We start from the raw sequence: 18,118 nt of genomic DNA on the forward strand, positions 1-18,118 counted from the left end.
AATAGGGTTTTAATTATTGAAATAATTGATCAGGAGCAATGCAGTAGAAATAGCCGCGAAAATTACGGCATAAGGGAACTGGGCAAAAGTGAACTGTTTCCCTTTGAGTGGCTCAGCATAAACAATATCGTTAGGCTTCAGGTAATAATAGTCAGAGGCAATGATCGATTTCTCAGTCAGGTCGAGCCGGTGTATCACCGATCCCTTTTCTGTTTGCCGGATGAGGGCAACCCGGTTTCTGTTGGCAAAATCCGTCAGGTCACCCCCCATGGATATGGCCTGGAAAAGATTGATCCTGTCCTGATAAATATTATACTTACCCGGACGATTAAACTCACCGATCAGGGTTACATTGAAATTAGCCAGTTTTACCGAGATACTTGTTTCTACAAAAAAGATGTCGATCTTTTCCTGCAGTGATACCTTGATCTCCTGGGTTGTTTGGTTAAGGACGAAAAAAGAACCCACAAGCGGAAAATCAATATACCCTGAATCATTCACGGTATAGCCTTCCAGATACAAAGTAGCATCGGTGTATTGCTGGGTTTGCCTTTCCCCCTGGTTCAGATAATTGTTTGCCTTGTCATCCATACTGGTAACCCGGATATAAAGGATATCCCCGGGCTGAACCTTGTAATCTGCTTTTAATTCATTCTGGTAAACTGAAATGGTGTCGTTTTCCAGTGCACTTTGGAGGTAAATAATCTTTTTCTGCGGAACACAAGATGCAATCATTAAAAGGATGCCAAGCAATCCGATAAAACTCAGTGCTGATTTGATTCGCATGTTTATTTTGTTAATCTGTTCAAGACCCGGTGTGAAATGCAAATGTATATTTTTTTTTGGTAACAGGATTGAAAAAATGATCGCAAATCCTTCATATGTTTAACCGCATAATTAAATCCAAATAGAGTTATTAACACTCAATGGTAAAATTCAATCTGGATCTATGCAATATAAGTTCCTGTAAATCTATTACATAAGATGATAAAAATCACATTTCCGGCAATTAAAATAACGTTAAAGAACACTATTCACAAAAACCGGTTTATGATAGAAACACGGGTTAAGGGTATCCTTTCAGCATATCGGGTATAAATGGAAAAGCAAAAGGCATGAAAAGAAAGATGAGTAAGCAAGCGAAGAAGTCACCCATCAGGATCAGGACCGTTGCGGTACTAAGTCCCCCCACCCTGGAACAGATATTGGGAGGCTCACCCCAGTATGGATATTCCGGTTTGCCGGAAACCGGTGAATCTATGAACAAAACCCTGACATTTTTTTGCTGCAGAAGGCGATGGGAATAAACGGATAAGAGCGCTCATCAATGTCCTATAATAACAAAGGTCGCCCAAAGGCCTGGGAAAGATGTTCGCTGATTTTCCAGCATGCTGATTTTGGCTTTGCGAAGGGCTTTCGCAGGGGTATTGTCTAATACAAGAAAGCTGTAAAAATCTTCCATGAATTCCTTTGTATGAACGTCTGATACTTTCCATAAGGAAACGATAACCTGTCCTGTACCTGCATCCAGGAAACCCCGGGTCAGGGAGATAACTCCTTCACCACCTGCCAGCCTGCCCAATCCGCTTTCACAACAACTTAAAATAACCAGTTGGTTATGACTTTCTTGTCCCGACAATTCATCCATGAATAATATCCCATCATCCATCCGGGTATTCGGTTGAAATTCCTTTGCCCCCTGTTGGGAGAAAACCAATCCTGAAATACCGTAATCCTCGTTTGAAAAACCATGCGACGCTATATGAACAATATCATGATTCCTGAAATTATTTTTAAAATTTAATTCAGTGGCTTCCCCATGCATAAATGAAATAGTATCTACACCCATTCCTGATAAAATCCCCTTTGCTATGTTGATTTCCTCTTCAGTATAAGGCAGTTCAATGATATATCCATCTTTGCCGGTAAAAGACCTCAAAGAGGCGGAATCGAGGCAATGCATGGCATTGCTTCCCGCCATTTTGAAAACCGGCGCGAACCCGGCAAAAGAATTAATTTGTCGTATCCCGGGCCACATGCTGCTTTTCACAGATTGGTACCATACTGCAGCGGAATAACTATAAACAATCTCAAAATCCTGGATAAGATAACGGGGTTTACTATTTTCAGTTCTGGTGATCAGGCTCTCAAAGGGCAGATAATAAAGCAATCCATCGGGAATGATGATAAGCTTTTTTATACCTGTAAGCTGGCTTAATACCGGGTCTGCCAGTACTTTGAACAGAGAATCACCCATCGCATGCGCCCCGGGAATATCAATCATGCGCAGACTTTTCAGGTATTTCCTCACCAGCATGTCGGGACTTTTGGATGGCAACCTGTGAAGTTGCATCCCTTCCCGGGTAATGGTGGAAACAATAATACCGGAATCAAGTAACATGTAATTCAGGATAGCTTCACCCGGGGTAAGGCAATCCATAACTTGCTGCAGGGAAGGAAGAGCTATGGTGTCGGTAAAAACTGAAGCTACCCTTGATGTGTCTGAAGTTTCGGTTATTGAATCCATAGCCAGGATCAGACGGAACCGGCGATTCTCGATGGAATCTTTTATCCTGCCTGAAAACCTGCCTGACAATTCCAGACTATGCTGTATGGATTGCAGTCTGCTTTGTTCATTTATCAGAGTTATCCTTTCCTCTGGAAATCCCTGGTCAGGCAAACGACATAGGGAATTGGCCAGAATGTTTGCCTTGCATTTCTCCAACAGCAAAAAAATAAGAGCAGCCTGTTCCGGGGAAGGATCTCCGTATTCAGGGGTTAATATTTTCTGTCTTAAAATTTGTGCCATTATTCTGCGAGTTTTCTCTGCATAAAGAAATTTTGATCCCTGATCCTTATGTCCGGCTATCACTGTTTCCAAAACATTAACCAGGGTTTGTTCGGCTTTCTTGTTACACAACAGGTTATTCCGGAAATCTTTAGTCTGTTCAAAGGAAAGGATCATTCCGGCAAGAGAAACAACCAATTCGGGTCTGCTGAGAATGGAATCGGTTGATTCCGGGAGTAAGCAATCATCCAGGGATGCCTTTGCGCTGATGTTTGATTTCACGGCATCGCGGAACATGGCATAAGCGGTATCAAATTCATGATTTTCGTAACAGACTCCAGCTATGTCGTTCAGACACATAGCAATGGAGGGATGCCGTTCGCCAAAATGCCCTTTCAGCATTTTCAGACAAATATTTAAATATACCCGGGCTGAATCAGGCACATTCATAGCCGAATAGATTTTTCCGGTTGCACATTGACAATCGGCCAGCCATGGCATCATCCCATCATAAATGTCCGCAGCTATTCTGTTGTGATACAGAGCTTTTCTGTAATCCCCAAGAGCGAGGTAGGCCAGTCCTGAATTATAATGAAATTCTCCATGTTCCGGATGATGAATGGGAAACAATTGCAACAGAAGCTTTTCCGATTCGGCAAGATAGTTAAGGGCATCCCGCGGCTGACCCAGGGAAAGGCATACAGTTCCGAGGTTATTATAAATATACGATAACAAAATATCATTGGATTGCTCATCTACGGTATATCTAAGCGCCTCCTGAAAATACTGCCGGGCATGATGATAATCCTCATCATACTGATACAGGGAGCCAATATTGAGGTATAAAACCGCTATTCCGGTATGGTCTTCAGGTTCATTTTCCAGGAAAGAGTGGAGCACAATTTTATAAGCCATACGGGCAGATTCCAGTTCACCTTTGAGTTGAAAAGCCATCCCCATAAGATGCATAGATTTCCTCACTAAGATTTGAAAAAAATCAGTATTACCGTTATCCGGTTTTTGGGATACGACCTTTTCAAAGTAATAAAGGCTGGAATCGTATTGCCCTGCCACAAGAAAATAATAACCTAAGCTATATAAGGCACATATTTCCTTGTCGGAGTTTTCCGTTCCCAGAATGCCTGATGCCCACTTTGCAGCCATTATCCCATTCCCGCTATCTATCAAAGACCTCAGGGAATCGCAAAGGATTGTCGACTCACTTTTGCTGTATTGATACTTCAGAGTGTCTTTCCACGTCCGGTCAGTTAAGGGCGCATCATGCTGTGAAAAAACAGGATGACAAATTACCTGTATCAATAAGAATCCGAACAGGAGGATAATAACATTTCGCATGGAATTAATATGTTAATAATAATCTCCTTAGGTCAAGGGCTATTTCGCACCATGAATATACTCCAAAATACGGGTCCATCATCCTCACTTATTCTGATAATATAAGCTCCGCATGGAAAGTCAGCTTTTACGTTATATGGAGTATTTACCATGCTATCAGACGAATACACCATATTCCCCTGCCCATCAAGGATATCAACAACATAGGCTTCATTGACAGGTTCCCACGAAAAGATAATAATATCGTTCATGTTAATAATCGCTGAATCGGCAGGAGATGTGAGGTGGAAATAATCTGCCCGGTAGGCTACTCCCATTAGCTCAAGATATTCCCCTCTGATTTGGAAAGCGGGATCATTGGTCTCATCCAGTGCCAAAGCCGGAGTTTCATGAAGACTTTCACTTCCGGGAATAACCAAACTGTCTTCCGTGATGTTGTCTCCCAGGAAAAGTTGTTGTATGGTATCCGGGGTAGTGAAACGAACCGTATCGGAAGCAATCGTAGGAACTTCACCGGGTTTGTCATTCGATACATTAACATACAGGAAATAACCCGCAAAAATCAGAAGACAAAAAAGTGCAGCAGCCGACCAGGGATTCCAGAGGAGGTTTTGGATCCAGGATCCTTTCCTGAGTTTACGATCTTCCAGGATATCCTTTATTTCTGCTCTTATTTTCAGGAGGTCTTTTTCTCCTAAGGCTTCAAATAAGCGCTTATGCTCCTGGAAGGCATTTTGAAGAGCTTCATCCGATTCCAGCATTTGCTCAAATTGCATCTTTTCATTTTCACTCATGATACCATCCAGATATCTCAGGATGAGATCGGTATAAGTTTGGTCATGCATATTCATCTTCAATAAGTCTTAAGTATTCCGGATCATGATTTATCAAGTTTACCAGCCTTTTAAGGCAGCGGTATTTCCTTTTTCTTGCTTTTTGAGGGTTTTCAATACCCAGGGAAGCAGATATTTCCGTAAAGGACTTCCCCTGTAGGAAAAACTCTATCATTTTCCTGCATAATTCTGAGAGTTTTAAAAAGTTTCTCTGGTAAAGCAGGATGCGCATTTCTTCGTTCTTAACGGGTCTGTTCAATGCATCTTCCTCCAGGAGGTACTCGTTAGTAACTCCGGCATGGACCAGGTTACGGCGATGCATCCATGCCACCTTTTTTAACCAAAGGTTTCGACAAATGGCATAAACATAGGTTTTTAACGAACAATGCAGATTCAGTTCCCCTTCTTTTAAGCGCTTCAGGATAACCACCATGGCATCCTGGAAGATATCCTCGGCATCCTCTTCCCTGCCCCTGTTGTTTATCACATAATAACTCACCGATGGAAAGAACTCTTCCACAATGTATTGAATCACCCCCCTGTCCATGTCCATCAATCCCCGGATAATTTCTGATTCGGTATAATGGTGCATGTTTTCAATGATTTTTTTAATGCTGTTAGTTTTTGGGTTTATCTGAACATTAGTTCCTAAAATCCGGAAAAGTCCCCTTACAATTTAAAAAAATTTTTTCAACAATACTCCGAAACCATGACTACCACTTTTGGAAATACCATAATAATAATTCGCAAAACCCTTGATCTTTCAGGTGATATATGATCACCATCCTTTTTAATAACAAAATAAATTTTACCCGAAATATAATTATCTTAAAATAATATCATTCAATCATTTCCGTTTGATGGCATTAAATTGGAATATAAATGGCAAATAAAAGTTATTAAACGCTCCAAAATAAAATCTATAACCTTATATTTCTGATTATATGACGTTTATATAATCGTCGATTTTAAAAATCAACAGGATTTAAACAAAAAATGATTAATACTGTTTATAAAAAGTCTAACTGTTAAGACGTATGGTACAATAATTCGTCTTACATTTGCAGCGAAAACTATGAAACTTACAAAAAGCCATACATATTATATAATAAACTTTGTTATTATAACAGGGTTTATAATGCTTACTTCCTGTTTGAATAATCATGAAGAAAAGCTTACCACTATCCTTGATAAAGAACAAGCCAGGCAATCGCAGTTAAGCAAGATCAAGGAAAGGGGATTACTGATCGCCCTTACCGATTACAATTCCACGAGTTACTTTCTATACAGGGGTGAACCCATGGGGTACCAGTACGACAAGCTCAGGCTGTTTGCTGATTACCTTGGTGTTGACCTTGAAGTCAGGATAAGCAATGATCTTGACCGCAGCTTCCGTATGCTTGACCAGGGGGAGGTTGACATTATTGCCATGGGGTTAACAGTAACCCAGAAAAGATCAAACCGGGTAGATTTCACCAAACCCCATTCGCAGTCGCGGCAGGTTTTGGTTCAGCGCAAGCCGGAAAACTGGAGGAAGATGAGAACCTGGGACGAGGTGGAGTCAAAGATGATACGCAATGCTCTTGACCTGGCCGACAAAGTGGTATATGTTCAAAAGGGAACGAATTTTAGTGACAGGATGAAAAACCTGGCCAACGAGATCGGCGATACCATATATGTTATTCAGAGCGAAAATGAGGTGGAAGAGTTGATTTCTATGGTAGCCAGGGGAGAGATTGACTACACGGTAGCCGATGAACACGTTGCTCTGGTAAATGAAAAATATTATTCTAACATCGATGTACAAACTCCGGTCAGTTTTCCTCAACACATTGCCTGGGCGGTAAAGAAAGGGAATGATTCATTGCGGATGGAGGCCAATCACTGGCTCAACAGTTATCTGCAATCCGCGGCAGCCGGATACATTTACGACAAGTACTTCAGGAATCCCCGCCAGATCAACATTGCTCAAAGTGAATTCCATTCCGTAAGGGGAGGTAAAGTTTCGCAGTATGATGATATAATCCGCAGCATTGGGGAAAAATACAATATTGACTGGCGTCTGCTGGCTTCCATGATATACCAGGAATCGCGTTTTCACCCGGAGGTAAAATCCTGGATGGGAGCCTTCGGCATCATGCAGCTTATGCCGCATACTGCCGCTTTATATGGGGTTGACACCACCTCTTCCGTTGAAGAACAGATTGCCGCCGGGGTGAAGTTCATTGGCTGGATCGACCGTCAGCTTCCGGAATCTATTGAGGATCCCGTGGAACGTACGAAATTCATCCTGGCATCCTATAACGTCGGAATAGCCCATGTATACGATGCAAGACGCCTTGCGGAAAAATACGGCAAGGACCCGAACCGCTGGACAGATAATGTTGATTTGTATATCCTGCAAAAATCAGATCCGAAGTATTATAACGACAGTGTTGTCAAATACGGCTACGCCCGCGGGGAAGAGACCTTCAAATACGTCGTTGAGATCCTGGAGCGTTATGAACATTATAAAAAGGTCCTGCAATAAACAAGTCCAAATATTTCCCGGCAATTGATAAACAAAGGTTGTACAAAAATCAGCCTTTATGTACCATTTTATAATGCAGGATGTCTGCTTCCGAAAAGATGTCGCCTTCCTTCCTGAAGCCTCTCCTCTCATAGAAAGGAACGGCAAGCAACTGGCTGTGAAGATAAACAGGCACTCCCGCAGGTAATACATCCTTCAGTATCCGGTCCAGCAGAATAGCACCCAAACCCCGGTTCCTTAGCGGCCTCCGGGTTGCAAAACGTTCCAGTTTGATACCCTTTTCAGTACGTCGCCACCGGGCCGTCACCATCGGAACCCCGTCCTCCAGCAAAAGATAGTGCTCGGCAAGCTCCTCAAATTCATCGTATTCCAATTCAGGATCAACCTTTTGCTCAATGACAAATACCTCCTGACGTATCGCAAACGCCTCATTAGCCAGTTCAGGACGCTCGGATTTACGGAATCGTTCAATAGTAATCATACACAAAAGTAAAAAGAAACAGTAATAGAATCGCAGATCGCAGATCGCAGATCGCAGATCGCAGATCGCAGATCGCAGATCTTGCGCTAATAAAACTCATTTAAACACAATAACCCATAACCCATAACCCATAACTCATAACCCATAACCCATAACCCATAACTCATAACCCATAACCCATAACCCATAACCCATAACCCCTAACCCATAACCCCTAACCCATAACCCCCAATCCGTAACCTTTCAAAAAACACTGCGTCAAATGTTCAGAATTAACCTTAAATACTTTATACCATGATTGAATTCACACCGATTTTTATTTTGCTCATCATTGGGGCTACTATTTACGGACTGGTGCATCTTAACATCCGAAAAAAGGAACGTATGGCAATGCTGGAAAAAGGTGCAGATCCCAAAATCTTCCACACAGAATCAAACAAAGTTACAACCCTGAAGTGGGGACTCGTTTTAATAGGTATCTCACTCGGATTGTTTGCAGGCCGTGCCCTCGAAAACTCCTCAGCCTTTCAGCACGCTGCAGAAGTAGGGTATTTTTCGATGATTTTTCTCTTTGGCGGACTAGCTCTCGTGATAAGCTATTTCCTGGAAAGAAAAGAAAAGAACAGCGGGAAGTAAACAGGAGGCAGGTTACAGGTTACAAGTTGCAGGGAGTAAGTTGCAGGGAGCAAGTTACAGGTTGCAAGAGTAGAGAGTAAGGGTTGAAAGTGTGTAACGCTTTCAGCCTGCAACTTGTAACCTGAAACCTGTAACCTTTCCCCAGCCCCCAGCCTCCCAGTTCCCCAGCCTCCCAGTTCCCTTTCCCCATTTCACCCCATCTCAACCCTCTCCACAACCCTGTACTCAGGGCCTTCCCGGCGCAGGATGCTTTCGAAGAGAATGATCTCTTTAACGGGAACCTGCTGTATAACTCCCGGCTGATGAGAACGGATCACATCCTGGAAATGATTTTTATTTCCTATGGATTTGATCCGTCCCAGTGTTAAATGAGGTACAAAATTCTGACGATCGCCCGGAAAGGCGGCTTTTTCCAGTTCCAGGAAATGACTTTTAGCCAGGGCCTGCAAGGGAAGGCTGTGTTCTATCCCGCACCAGATCACTCTGGGGTTATAAGAACTGCCAAAGATTCCAATATCTTTAAGTGTAATTTCAAAAGGCTTATGTCCCGTCACGGATCTTTCCAGGGCGGGAATTATCTTTTTAAGCTCAATTTCCGGTGTTTCCCCGAAAAAACGCAAGGTTATATGAATATTCCCGGTCTCCACCCATTTAATCCTGTCGTAATGCAACGATTGTTGCAGTTTGGACAGAAGTTCCAGGAAACGTATTCCCGGTTGCACCTTGATAGCCGTAAACAGTCGCATCATAGAATAAAATCAGTTTGGGATTTTCGAAAGTAAAAATTTTTTTCATACATTTGCAATCCTGTTTTAAGGGGCATTAGCTCAGCTGGCTAGAGCGTTTGACTGGCAGTCAAGAGGTCATCGGTTCGACTCCGATATGCTCCACAGACTGAAGATCGGAGATCGAAGATCGGAGATCGAAGATCAAAGATCGAAGATCGAAGATGTAGATCTGCGATCTGATATCGTCGATCTGATATCTTCACTCCTCCCTTCCCAATAACCCTATAACCCCATAACAATATAACCAAATTTTCCCGCAAATAATAAGAATTCCCCAACAGAAAAAAATTCCTGTTTACAAATCCAAAATATTTTACTAATTTAGTTGGGTCATCAATTAGTTGTTTTTTTTCAGAAGTACGAGTGCATTATTTTACCCAAAACACTGCATTTCATACATTTAAAAATTGGGACCAATGTTTAATAAATTTTTAAAAGCAGCATTATGAAAAAATCATTTACCAAAATTGCAATGTTTGCCCTGCTCATAGCCATGACGGGCGTAGTTTTCCAGGGTTGCAAATCCAAAAAAGAGGCTCCAGCACCAGCCGATGAAGTGGAAATTGTGACCTATTGTTCCGGGCCTGAGTATCAGACCAACAGTGAGTATTTCCGTGCCAACCAGATTGGCGAAAGCCTCGACCAGGCTGTTTCCAAGAAGAAAGCCCTCAGCAATGCCAAGGCTGATCTGGCTGCCGCTATAGAAACAACCATGAAAGCTACCTTCGATAATTATGTCAACTCCAGGGAGTTGAACAATATTGAAGAAGTTGAGGAACGCTATGAAGGTCTTTCCAGGGAAGTCGTAAACCAGAAACTCAACGGCATCCGTACCATCTGTGAAAAACAGACCAAGACCACCAGCGGAACATACAAGACTTACATCGCCATTGAACTTGCCGGTGATGAGATCATGTCAGCTATGAACCAGCGTCTCCCCGCAGATGCCAAGCTGAAGATCGACTATGACTACGAAAAGTTCAAACAGACTTTCAACGAAGAAATGAACAAGATGGAGGAGCAGAAAGGTTATTAATCTACCTGCCAGGTCAACAAAAGCTGTCTCAGATTTCTTTTCACCCCGGTCTTTATATATCCGGTCTTGAACCTGTTTCAATTACCGGGAAGAAGACTTACACAGCGGTGCCCGGAATTTGAGGCAGCTTTTTCACCCTAAATCTTTATCCCAACTTCTATGAAAGCTCTGATACTTATCTGTCTGATGCTATTAGGTACTATTCCTGCCATATATTCCCAGGAAGGAGACTCAAATGCTCTAAGAAACTATAAAGACTTCCTGGAAACCTTCCAGAAAGAACTTGCCGAAGACGAAGAACCGGCAGAACCTGTTGGCAGCAACTATCTGATCACCAATCCTGAACCTTTCCCTGATTTTCTTACCTACATTCCGGTCAGTGCTGACGCAAGCATTTATGCCGTAGGTATTTCCGATCCTTTTATGGACCGCCGGGCAGGAAGGGAGCTTGCCTGGCTCAGAGCCAAATCTGTTACCGCTGTCATGAAAACCTCAGTGGTCAAACATATTTCTGACTATTTTGTTAACGAAACAAATCTGGGTAATGAAGGGGATATCACAGGAAAATACATTGATTTTTACATGATCACCGCCGCTCTGATATACGACAGCAGTGATTTTCAAATCCTTTACGATACAGTGAACCGCTATGGTGAATCCATCCTGATGGTGAAATATACACCGGATGCAAATGGCGGCCAGGACACCCTCATCACCATTTCCGAATGCTGGAGCTCTGAAATACGCGATAACAGCAAATATGAATTAGCCCATCGCATTGAGCTTAAATGCGAAAACAAAACACCAGGGAAGAAAGTTTCGGAAAATTATCGCTTTATCAGTTTTAAAAAGCAAAAATCCTACGAAGTGAATTCCCTTTTCAACGGTAAAGAAATTGAAGCTTCTCTTTACAGACTTCGCTACAAAAACTCTGTCCCGCAAATCCCCGAAGCCTCCCACGAAGCCTATCCTGCCCTCGGCCTTTGGAATTCAATGATCGAAGGATTCTTCAAACATGTATTTATAGATGCCAAAATGCAGGCAGGAAAAATAAAAACCACCGGCGACCAGCATACTTCCGTGACAAAAATTCTCGACCGCGAAGTGATCCGGTGTAAACAATATCCTCGACTTGAAAGTATTAACATCCTGGAAAACAGGATGTACGTGAATGTTCAATTCATAAACAAATAAGCCATGAATGCAAAACAAGTTATATCCGCCGTTTCCCTGATAACCTTCCTATTTATGTTTATCAGCATACAGGGACAAACTTTTGAGGAATTTAAAAAACAACGGCAACAGGAACTTCAGGATATGAAGCTGAAGCAAAAGGAATTCCTGGAAAAGATGCAAAAAGACTTCGATAACTATGTAGAGCAAAGAGACAAGGAATTTGCAGATTACCTGAAAAAGGAATGGGAACAATTCAACCTTTTCAAAGAAAGGAAGCCTATTGAAAGGCCCAAACCCGATGTTATGCCCAAATTCAAACCCGAAGACCGCGCCGATGAACCGGTTGGTAAAATGCCCACCATTAACAAAGTGCTTGAGATCAAATCCGATCCGGCGCGCGAAACGCTGTTACCCAGAGTTTTGAAAGCAGATATCCGGCTGGCTGCGGAAGATAATTACAACCTGAATTTCTATGGAAATAACCTTTCCTATTCCTGGGAAGAAAATCCCCCTGTTTTCGACAATACCAGCATTAGCTCAGAAACCATAAGCCTTTACTTTGAGAAACTAAGCCAAACCCCATATTCCACTTTGATCGACCAGTTGTTAAGGGATAAGTTCCAGATGAACCTCAACGATTGGGCCTATTACCTGCTCACGGGGGAGGTAGCTAAGACGGTTTTCCAGGGGTCGGAGAACTCCGCCCGCCTTATGCAGTGGTTCCTGATGCTTCAGTCTGGATATAAAGTTAAGGTAGCCTATTCAGGAAGCAGGGTATGCCTTTTGCTCCCTTCTTACCAGACGGTCTACTTCAACCGCTTCATCACCCTGGGCTCCCAGACCTATTACCTGATGAATCCGATAGAAGGAGATCAGTTGTATACCTATGAAAAAGACCTGCCCGATGCCAACCGTGTGATCGACTTTAACATTTACAATGCCCTGAACTTCACTCCACTCGAAAAGACAAAGAAAATAGATTTCAGTTATAACGGTCAAACCTATCCTGTCAAAGTTTCTTACAACGAAAACCTCATCCGCTTTTATAATGATTATCCGGTCGTAGATATTAATGTGTATTTCAATGCAGCCATGGAAGGTCAGTTTAAGGAATCGGTTATGGAAAGCCTGGTACCGGTACTGAATGAAATGAACCAGGTGCAGGCTGTATCGTTCCTGCTGAATTTTGTGCAGACAGCCTTTGAATACAAGATCGATGAGGAACAGTTCGGAAGAGAGAAATTTTTCTTCCCGGTGGAGGTTTTTTACTATCCTTTTTCCGATTGCGAAGACCGCTCCGCTCTGTTCTCCTATCTCGTTTCCGAATTGCTGGATATGAAATCGCTTGGATTGGCCTATACCGGACATGTGGCTACGGCCGTAAACCTTAACGAAGCAGTGGAAGGTGATTTCCTGGTTTATCATAACGAAAAATACATGGTCGCCGACCCAACTTATATCAACGCACCTCTTGGAATGACCATGCCGGAATATCGTGATGCCGATGCAGAGATCATAGAAAGGCTCAACGGTAGCTATTTCTATGCCCAGAGCGAGCATTTCTGGGATCTGGCCATGAAAGCCAACGGTCAGAGAGGCGGCAGCTTCAATGATATTGTGCTCGACGGAGAGGGCAATGCCTATCTGGCCGGCTATATAAGCGGTAAAGCACAATTCGGCGATCGTATTATCGAAAACCCCGATGGCAAACGTCGTATGTTCATAGTAAAATACAATACTGCAGGAAATCCTGAATGGGTTGATGTTTATGGCGGAAACGGCGAATCAACCGGCTTCGCGGTAGCACTTGACGACAAAGGATTCCTGGTGGTAACTGGATCCTTCAACGGAAGCATCAGTCCGGGCGAAGCCGATCTCTCCCTCTCTTCAGGAGAAGGCAAAAGCGACATCGTCATGGCCAAATACAATCTGCGGGGCCGCTTGCTCTGGGCTAAGAAAGCCGGCCTCGATCAATATGAACAGGATACCTACCTGAGCTATGTGACCTGGTTCAACAGCGAAGGTGTGCATGAGAAAAACCAACTTTTCAATGAAAATGAGGCTTTCGGGAATTTCGGACTGAAGACCGACCCCAGCGGAAAGATCTTCTTCGCCGGCGCCTTCAACCGCACAACAGGCATGAACTACTCCACCGCCAGCTTTGCCGAAGGAAAAGCCATGAACCCCGTAGAAAGCCTGAAAGCTGAGAACGATATGCTCGTACAGCAAAAATATGAAAGAACCATCGCCGGGCTCTTTGCCGTGACCAACCTGATGAATTATGCAGGATATAAAATTTCCGGAAGAGATGCCCAAATGGCGCTGGATAGATATAACCCCTCATTCAAATCCCGATATAAAAGCATTTATGAAAACATGGGGAAAATCAATATGATTGTAAATAACAACGGTATTGTGAACATTCAGACTTCTGATGGCAGCTCTATCACCATCGATAAAGTAAAGATCAACCCCGGTGCCCGAATCCAGGTGTCAAAATTCGACAACGGTGATGCCCAGATAACCATCCTGGAAGGTATCGTGGTTGGGAAAATGGTGGTGTGGTACGACCTGAATTTTGTAAGACTGTACCGGCAATCAGGTGATATGTTGTTCGACTATGACTCAGACCATACACAAAAAGTGATGAACCTGAAGGAGGATATATTGGATTAAATAATAGCTCGCCCCGAGCGAAGCCGAGGGGAACAATGAATAATGAATAATGAATAATGAACAATGAACAATGAATAATGAATAATGAACAATGATCAATGATCAATGAACAATGAACAATGAAGAATTGATAAATATTTGAAGATAGATTTAAGGATAAACCAAAAACACCAGATATGAGAACATATTTACCGGGGAAACTCCTGATTTTACTTGTTTTAGCGGGGGTTGTCCTTTTCTCCTGCAAAAAGATTGAGCTGGAAAGGATACCTTTCGTGGTAACCAGTACACCACAAAATATTAACGATACATACTTTGACGCATATGGAATTATCTCGGACATTGGAGATGGTAATGTAGGAGAATATGGATTTTGCTATTCTTCGACCAAGAACATCCCTGTTATTGAAGATAATATAAATTGTAAAACCAAACCTGTTGGATCGGTAGCCTCAACAGGCGGTTTTGATTCAAGAATTTCCAGTTTATCATCCAATACAACTTATTACATACGAGCATACATGGAATATGGATCGGGAGTAGTATATGGATCAGTATTAAATTTCAAGACCGCCGGAGGCACACCCACACCCAATCCGCGATGGTTTGATTATTATCTTACCGATGCAGTGACAGGTATAGGCAGGACGAACGGGGGCAATTTCGATGCTACTATCCGCATACCGGCAGCCGATATAGCCCAGTTTACCGGGTTCAGGGTTGCAAAGGTGGGTTTCTACGCCTGGGATCCTGATCCTGCCATCACCTATTATATCACAACCTGGGAAGGAGGACTGACCGGCACTGTTTTAAAAGAATATCAGCAAATCACTGGTGTAACAAGCTATGCATGGAATGAATTCTCTTTCACCACAAATATACCGGTAAACACGGGTCTTGATCTTTGGTTTGGAGTTTGGATCGTTGACCAGCCGCAGGGTATTTTCCCGGTCGGAGCCGACTCCGGACCGGTAATGGAGCCATTTTACTCTGATGTTTATTCGGTTGACGACGGCACCACATGGATCTCCATGTCGCAGGAATATGGAATCGACCGCAACTGGAATATTAAAGGCTATGTCACCAACCTCAAAGGGGAAGAATATGAATTGGGCAGCACAGGCATAAGGCCTGTAAACCGCCCGGTCTTTGTTCATGGTATGCCCATTAATCCTCAGGTCACTGAAAGCAATAATATTAACCGAAACAAATAAACGCTCATGAAGACGATACTTATAAGAACCGGCATAATATTTTTCCTCGCGATACTATCCACTTCATCGGTTTTCGCGCAGTCGAAGGCTGAGATCACCCACGTTGATTTTTACCAGGATGGTCAGAATCTGGTCATTGTTTACGACATCATCAACTTCAAAGCCGGTGAGACCTTTGATATTTGGGTAAAAATCAACAAAGCATCGGGTGGCACCCTGAATCCTGTAACGATAACAGGAGATATAGGATCCGGTGTTAAGGGTGATAAAGGATTGAGGATTAACTGGAACATGGGAGCAGATAATGTTCAGCTCAACGAGGAAATATCTGTTGAGGTGCTTGGAAAATCAAGCCTTGCCGGAGCCAAACCACCTGCTGAAGTCAGGAAGGATCCCACACCGGTAAAAACAACAGAACCCAAGGTCAGTGGAGCGAAAAAAGTAAGTGTACCGGGATGTATGGCTTTATCGGTCCTTCTTCCCGGGTTGGGCAACACAGTAGCCAAAGGCGGAGGAGCTTACTGGCTTCTCGGCGTTGCCGGCTACGGCATGGTAGCAGGAGCTATTATCATGAATGGCAGCGCTTACAACAATTTTGAAGATTATAAAAAAGAAGGCGATCCGGCAACACGCGATGACCTTTATAGCAAAGCAGAATCGCAACGCACCCTTTCCAACGTTCTGGGGATACTGGCCATTAATGTATGGGCTTTGGACATCCTGTGGACCGGGCTTCAGGCAGGAAAGGTAAACCGCCAGTACAGAAACAGCAACTTATCCATGAACTGTTACTATAATCCTGTTCATCAAGCACCTATGATCGGGATTCGGTACAGATTCTAACAATAATTTTACAACAAATACCCAACTGTCATGAAAATAAAACTGCTCATCATTGCATTCCTGGTACTGGCCGTTGCTGCCCAGGGCCAGGTGATGTCGGGCAAAAGTGTCTCAAAAAAAATTAGTGTGACCTCGCAACCTTCAACTAATACATTTATTAAGGACCTGCCCGACCTGATCATCACCGGAGAGCGTTTCGTGGATGAGAACGGCAACAATTTTATAGATGCCGGCGAAGCATGTAACATCATCTTTATCGTTGAGAATATTGGTAAAGGACCGGCTAACAACGTAAAGGTCAAGACAAGCCTCAAAGGCCAGACCATCACCGGACTTACCTTTGAGAAGCAAACATTGCTTGGAGATATTCCTGCAGGAAGCAGGAAACAGGTAGGCATACCGATTACCGGCGAGTTAGCGCTGGAAAACGGCATGGCTGAATTCCAGGTAGATGTGATCGAGGAACGGGGTTTTGATGCCTATCCGCTGATCATGAAACTGGAATCCCGCAGGTTTGCCACACCCAAGATCATTGTTGCCGATGCTGCATTCAGCACCGAAGACGGGGGGATGATCAAATTAAATTACCCCATTGTGCTTGAAGTGATCGTGCAAAATATCGGACAGGGAGACGCCAAAAGTGTGAGAGCCGATTTTCGCTTCCCCAATGCCAACTGCTTCCCGTTGAGCGAACAATCATCGTTTGAACTGGGAAGGATGGAACCTGGATCATCCCAAAAACTCGAATTTACATTTACAGCATCCAGGCGCTATACGCTTAACCAGATCCCTGTACTGGTCGACCTCAGCGAAGGCTTTGGAAGATATTCACGGGACACATCGCTGAGTGTGAGCCTCGAGAAAAGGCTGGTGGCTCGCAACGAAGTTGTGATATCGGGTGTGGAGACTGCAGCCCCCACCATCGCTATTGCATCGCTTTCTGCCGATGTAGATAAAAATATCCCTGCCCATCCCAAAAAATACCCTTTCCGGTATGCCCTGATCATCGGGAATGAGGATTATTCGAAATACCAGCGCGGCATAGCCACGGAGTCAAATGTTGATTTTGCCCGTACCGATGCTAAAATGTTCAAGGAATATGCCATCAAGACCCTGGGTGTGGAAGAAAGCAATTGCTTCCTGCTCACGGATGCCACCGCCGGGGAAATGCTGCAAAAGCTCGATCTGGTTACCAAGCTTGCAGCCAAAACACCCGGACAGGCAGAGATCATCTTCTTTTATGCCGGACATGGGTTGCCTGATGAAAACACCCGGGAGCCTTATCTGATCCCTGTCGATGTTTCGGGTACCAACCTCAGCGCTGCCGTTCAGTTGAACGAAATCTACCGGAAATTTGCAGAAGCGCAAGCCAGCAAGGTGACTGTCTTCCTGGATGCCTGTTTCAGCGGTGGAGGCCGTGCAGCCGGACTGCTGGCTGCCAGAGGCGTGAAAGTCAAACCTAAAGAGAACATGGTAACCGGAAATATGGTGGTTTTCACCGCCAGCACCGGCGAACAATCGGCACTGCCCTATAAGGAGATGGAACATGGGATGTTTACCTACTATCTGCTTAAAAAATTGCAGGATACAAAAGGAAATGTTTCCTATGGTGAACTGGCCGATTACATAACCCAGCGGGTCTCTCTAGAATCGCTGAAGATCAATCAGAAAGAACAGGACCCCCGTGTGAATGTAAGCGTGAACGTGGAAACAGAATGGGAATCATGGAGATTCCATTGATCCTGGAAATTCTACAGGACC

15 protein-coding genes and 1 tRNA gene are annotated in these 18,118 nt (G+C 43.7%); 10 read left to right on the forward strand and 6 right to left on the reverse strand.

The window, feature by feature from the left end:
- Window positions 1-9: 9 nt before the first annotated feature.
- Window positions 10-786: a polysaccharide biosynthesis/export family protein gene (locus KKA81_15535; protein ID MBU2652340.1), complete on the reverse strand. Its 777-nt coding sequence runs from the start codon at window positions 784-786 to the stop codon at window positions 10-12.
- Window positions 787-1,115: 329 nt separating this feature from the next.
- Between KKA81_15535 and KKA81_15540 the strand changes: the two genes are divergently transcribed.
- Window positions 1,116-1,307 carry a hypothetical protein gene (locus KKA81_15540; protein MBU2652341.1) on the forward strand — a complete coding sequence of 64 codons (192 nt, stop codon included), beginning with the start codon at window positions 1,116-1,118 and terminating at the stop codon, window positions 1,305-1,307.
- A 17-nt stretch (window positions 1,308-1,324) separates the two neighbouring features.
- On the opposite strand, the gene KKA81_15545 is transcribed toward KKA81_15540, so the two are convergent.
- The 3 genes from KKA81_15545 to KKA81_15555 are packed head-to-tail and all read right to left on the reverse strand — an operon-like array spanning window position 1,325 to window position 5,569.
- Window positions 1,325-4,144, reverse strand: a complete 2,820-nt coding sequence (locus KKA81_15545; protein ID MBU2652342.1) for a CHAT domain-containing protein — start codon at window positions 4,142-4,144, stop codon at window positions 1,325-1,327.
- A 32-nt stretch (window positions 4,145-4,176) separates the two neighbouring features.
- Entirely contained in the window at window positions 4,177-4,995 is an 819-nt protein-coding gene (locus tag KKA81_15550; protein MBU2652343.1) for a hypothetical protein, read from the reverse strand.
- A complete protein-coding gene (locus KKA81_15555) occupies window positions 4,982-5,569 on the reverse strand; it encodes a sigma-70 family RNA polymerase sigma factor (protein ID MBU2652344.1) in 588 nt (195 codons plus the stop codon). The genes KKA81_15550 and KKA81_15555 overlap by 14 nt, the downstream gene beginning before the upstream one ends.
- A gap of 483 nt (window positions 5,570-6,052) precedes the next feature.
- Between KKA81_15555 and KKA81_15560 the strand changes: the two genes are divergently transcribed.
- Window positions 6,053-7,507 carry a transporter substrate-binding domain-containing protein gene (locus KKA81_15560; protein MBU2652345.1) on the forward strand — a complete coding sequence of 485 codons (1,455 nt, stop codon included), beginning with the start codon at window positions 6,053-6,055 and terminating at the stop codon, window positions 7,505-7,507.
- 49 nt (window positions 7,508-7,556) lie between these two features.
- Here the strand turns inward: KKA81_15560 and KKA81_15565 are convergent, their stop codons facing one another.
- The gene (locus tag KKA81_15565) at window positions 7,557-7,988 is read right to left on the reverse strand and encodes a GNAT family N-acetyltransferase (GenBank protein MBU2652346.1); all 432 of its coding nucleotides are present in this window, start codon (window positions 7,986-7,988) and stop codon (window positions 7,557-7,559) included.
- Window positions 7,989-8,282: 294 nt separating this feature from the next.
- Here KKA81_15565 and KKA81_15570 point away from each other — a divergent pair, with 294 nt between their 5' ends.
- The gene (locus KKA81_15570) at window positions 8,283-8,624 is read left to right on the forward strand and encodes a hypothetical protein (protein ID MBU2652347.1); all 342 of its coding nucleotides are present in this window, start codon (window positions 8,283-8,285) and stop codon (window positions 8,622-8,624) included.
- Window positions 8,625-8,815: 191 nt separating this feature from the next.
- Here KKA81_15570 and thpR read toward each other — a convergent pair whose 3' ends face one another.
- Window positions 8,816-9,373, reverse strand: coding sequence for an RNA 2',3'-cyclic phosphodiesterase (thpR, locus tag KKA81_15575; GenBank protein MBU2652348.1), 558 nt, complete (start codon window positions 9,371-9,373; stop codon window positions 8,816-8,818).
- 67 nt (window positions 9,374-9,440) lie between these two features.
- Here thpR and KKA81_15580 point away from each other — a divergent pair.
- From KKA81_15580 to KKA81_15610, 7 genes are all read left to right on the forward strand, one after another.
- Window positions 9,441-9,514, forward strand: a tRNA-Ala gene (locus tag KKA81_15580).
- Window positions 9,515-9,905: 391 nt separating this feature from the next.
- Window positions 9,906-10,448: a hypothetical protein gene (locus KKA81_15585; protein MBU2652349.1), complete on the forward strand. Its 543-nt coding sequence runs from the start codon at window positions 9,906-9,908 to the stop codon at window positions 10,446-10,448.
- Between the two features lie 159 nt (window positions 10,449-10,607).
- The gene (locus KKA81_15590) at window positions 10,608-11,642 is read left to right on the forward strand and encodes a hypothetical protein (GenBank protein ID MBU2652350.1); all 1,035 of its coding nucleotides are present in this window, start codon (window positions 10,608-10,610) and stop codon (window positions 11,640-11,642) included.
- 3 nt (window positions 11,643-11,645) lie between these two features.
- Window positions 11,646-14,300, forward strand: coding sequence for a hypothetical protein (locus tag KKA81_15595; protein ID MBU2652351.1), 2,655 nt, complete (start codon window positions 11,646-11,648; stop codon window positions 14,298-14,300).
- Between the two features lie 176 nt (window positions 14,301-14,476).
- Complete coding sequence (locus KKA81_15600; GenBank protein MBU2652352.1) at window positions 14,477-15,514, forward strand: hypothetical protein; 1,038 nt, start codon at window positions 14,477-14,479, stop codon at window positions 15,512-15,514.
- 6 nt (window positions 15,515-15,520) lie between these two features.
- Complete coding sequence (locus tag KKA81_15605) at window positions 15,521-16,357, forward strand: hypothetical protein (GenBank protein MBU2652353.1); 837 nt, start codon at window positions 15,521-15,523, stop codon at window positions 16,355-16,357.
- 30 nt (window positions 16,358-16,387) lie between these two features.
- Entirely contained in the window at window positions 16,388-18,097 is a 1,710-nt protein-coding gene (locus KKA81_15610; GenBank protein ID MBU2652354.1) for a caspase family protein, read from the forward strand.
- The last annotated feature ends 21 nt before the right edge of the window (window positions 18,098-18,118 follow it).

It is taken from the genome of Bacteroidota bacterium (assembly GCA_018831055.1).
Lineage (GTDB): Bacteria > Bacteroidota > Bacteroidia > Bacteroidales > B18-G4 > M55B132.

Coding starts and splice junctions, on each gene's coding strand:
- KKA81_15535 (MBU2652340.1), bottom strand. CDS start 786: ATGCGAATCAAATCAGCACTGAGTTTTATCGGATTGCTTGGCATCCTT.
- KKA81_15540 (MBU2652341.1), top strand. CDS start 1,116: ATGAAAAGAAAGATGAGTAAGCAAGCGAAGAAGTCACCCATCAGGATC.
- KKA81_15545 (MBU2652342.1), bottom strand. CDS start 4,144: ATGCGAAATGTTATTATCCTCCTGTTCGGATTCTTATTGATACAGGTA.
- KKA81_15550 (MBU2652343.1), bottom strand. CDS start 4,995: ATGAATATGCATGACCAAACTTATACCGATCTCATCCTGAGATATCTG.
- KKA81_15555 (MBU2652344.1), bottom strand. CDS start 5,569: ATGCACCATTATACCGAATCAGAAATTATCCGGGGATTGATGGACATG.
- KKA81_15560 (MBU2652345.1), top strand. CDS start 6,053: ATGAAACTTACAAAAAGCCATACATATTATATAATAAACTTTGTTATT.
- KKA81_15565 (MBU2652346.1), bottom strand. CDS start 7,988: ATGATTACTATTGAACGATTCCGTAAATCCGAGCGTCCTGAACTGGCT.
- KKA81_15570 (MBU2652347.1), top strand. CDS start 8,283: ATGATTGAATTCACACCGATTTTTATTTTGCTCATCATTGGGGCTACT.
- thpR (MBU2652348.1), bottom strand. CDS start 9,373: ATGATGCGACTGTTTACGGCTATCAAGGTGCAACCGGGAATACGTTTC.
- KKA81_15585 (MBU2652349.1), top strand. CDS start 9,906: ATGACGGGCGTAGTTTTCCAGGGTTGCAAATCCAAAAAAGAGGCTCCA.
- KKA81_15590 (MBU2652350.1), top strand. CDS start 10,608: ATGAAAGCTCTGATACTTATCTGTCTGATGCTATTAGGTACTATTCCT.
- KKA81_15595 (MBU2652351.1), top strand. CDS start 11,646: ATGAATGCAAAACAAGTTATATCCGCCGTTTCCCTGATAACCTTCCTA.
- KKA81_15600 (MBU2652352.1), top strand. CDS start 14,477: ATGAGAACATATTTACCGGGGAAACTCCTGATTTTACTTGTTTTAGCG.
- KKA81_15605 (MBU2652353.1), top strand. CDS start 15,521: ATGAAGACGATACTTATAAGAACCGGCATAATATTTTTCCTCGCGATA.
- KKA81_15610 (MBU2652354.1), top strand. CDS start 16,388: ATGAAAATAAAACTGCTCATCATTGCATTCCTGGTACTGGCCGTTGCT.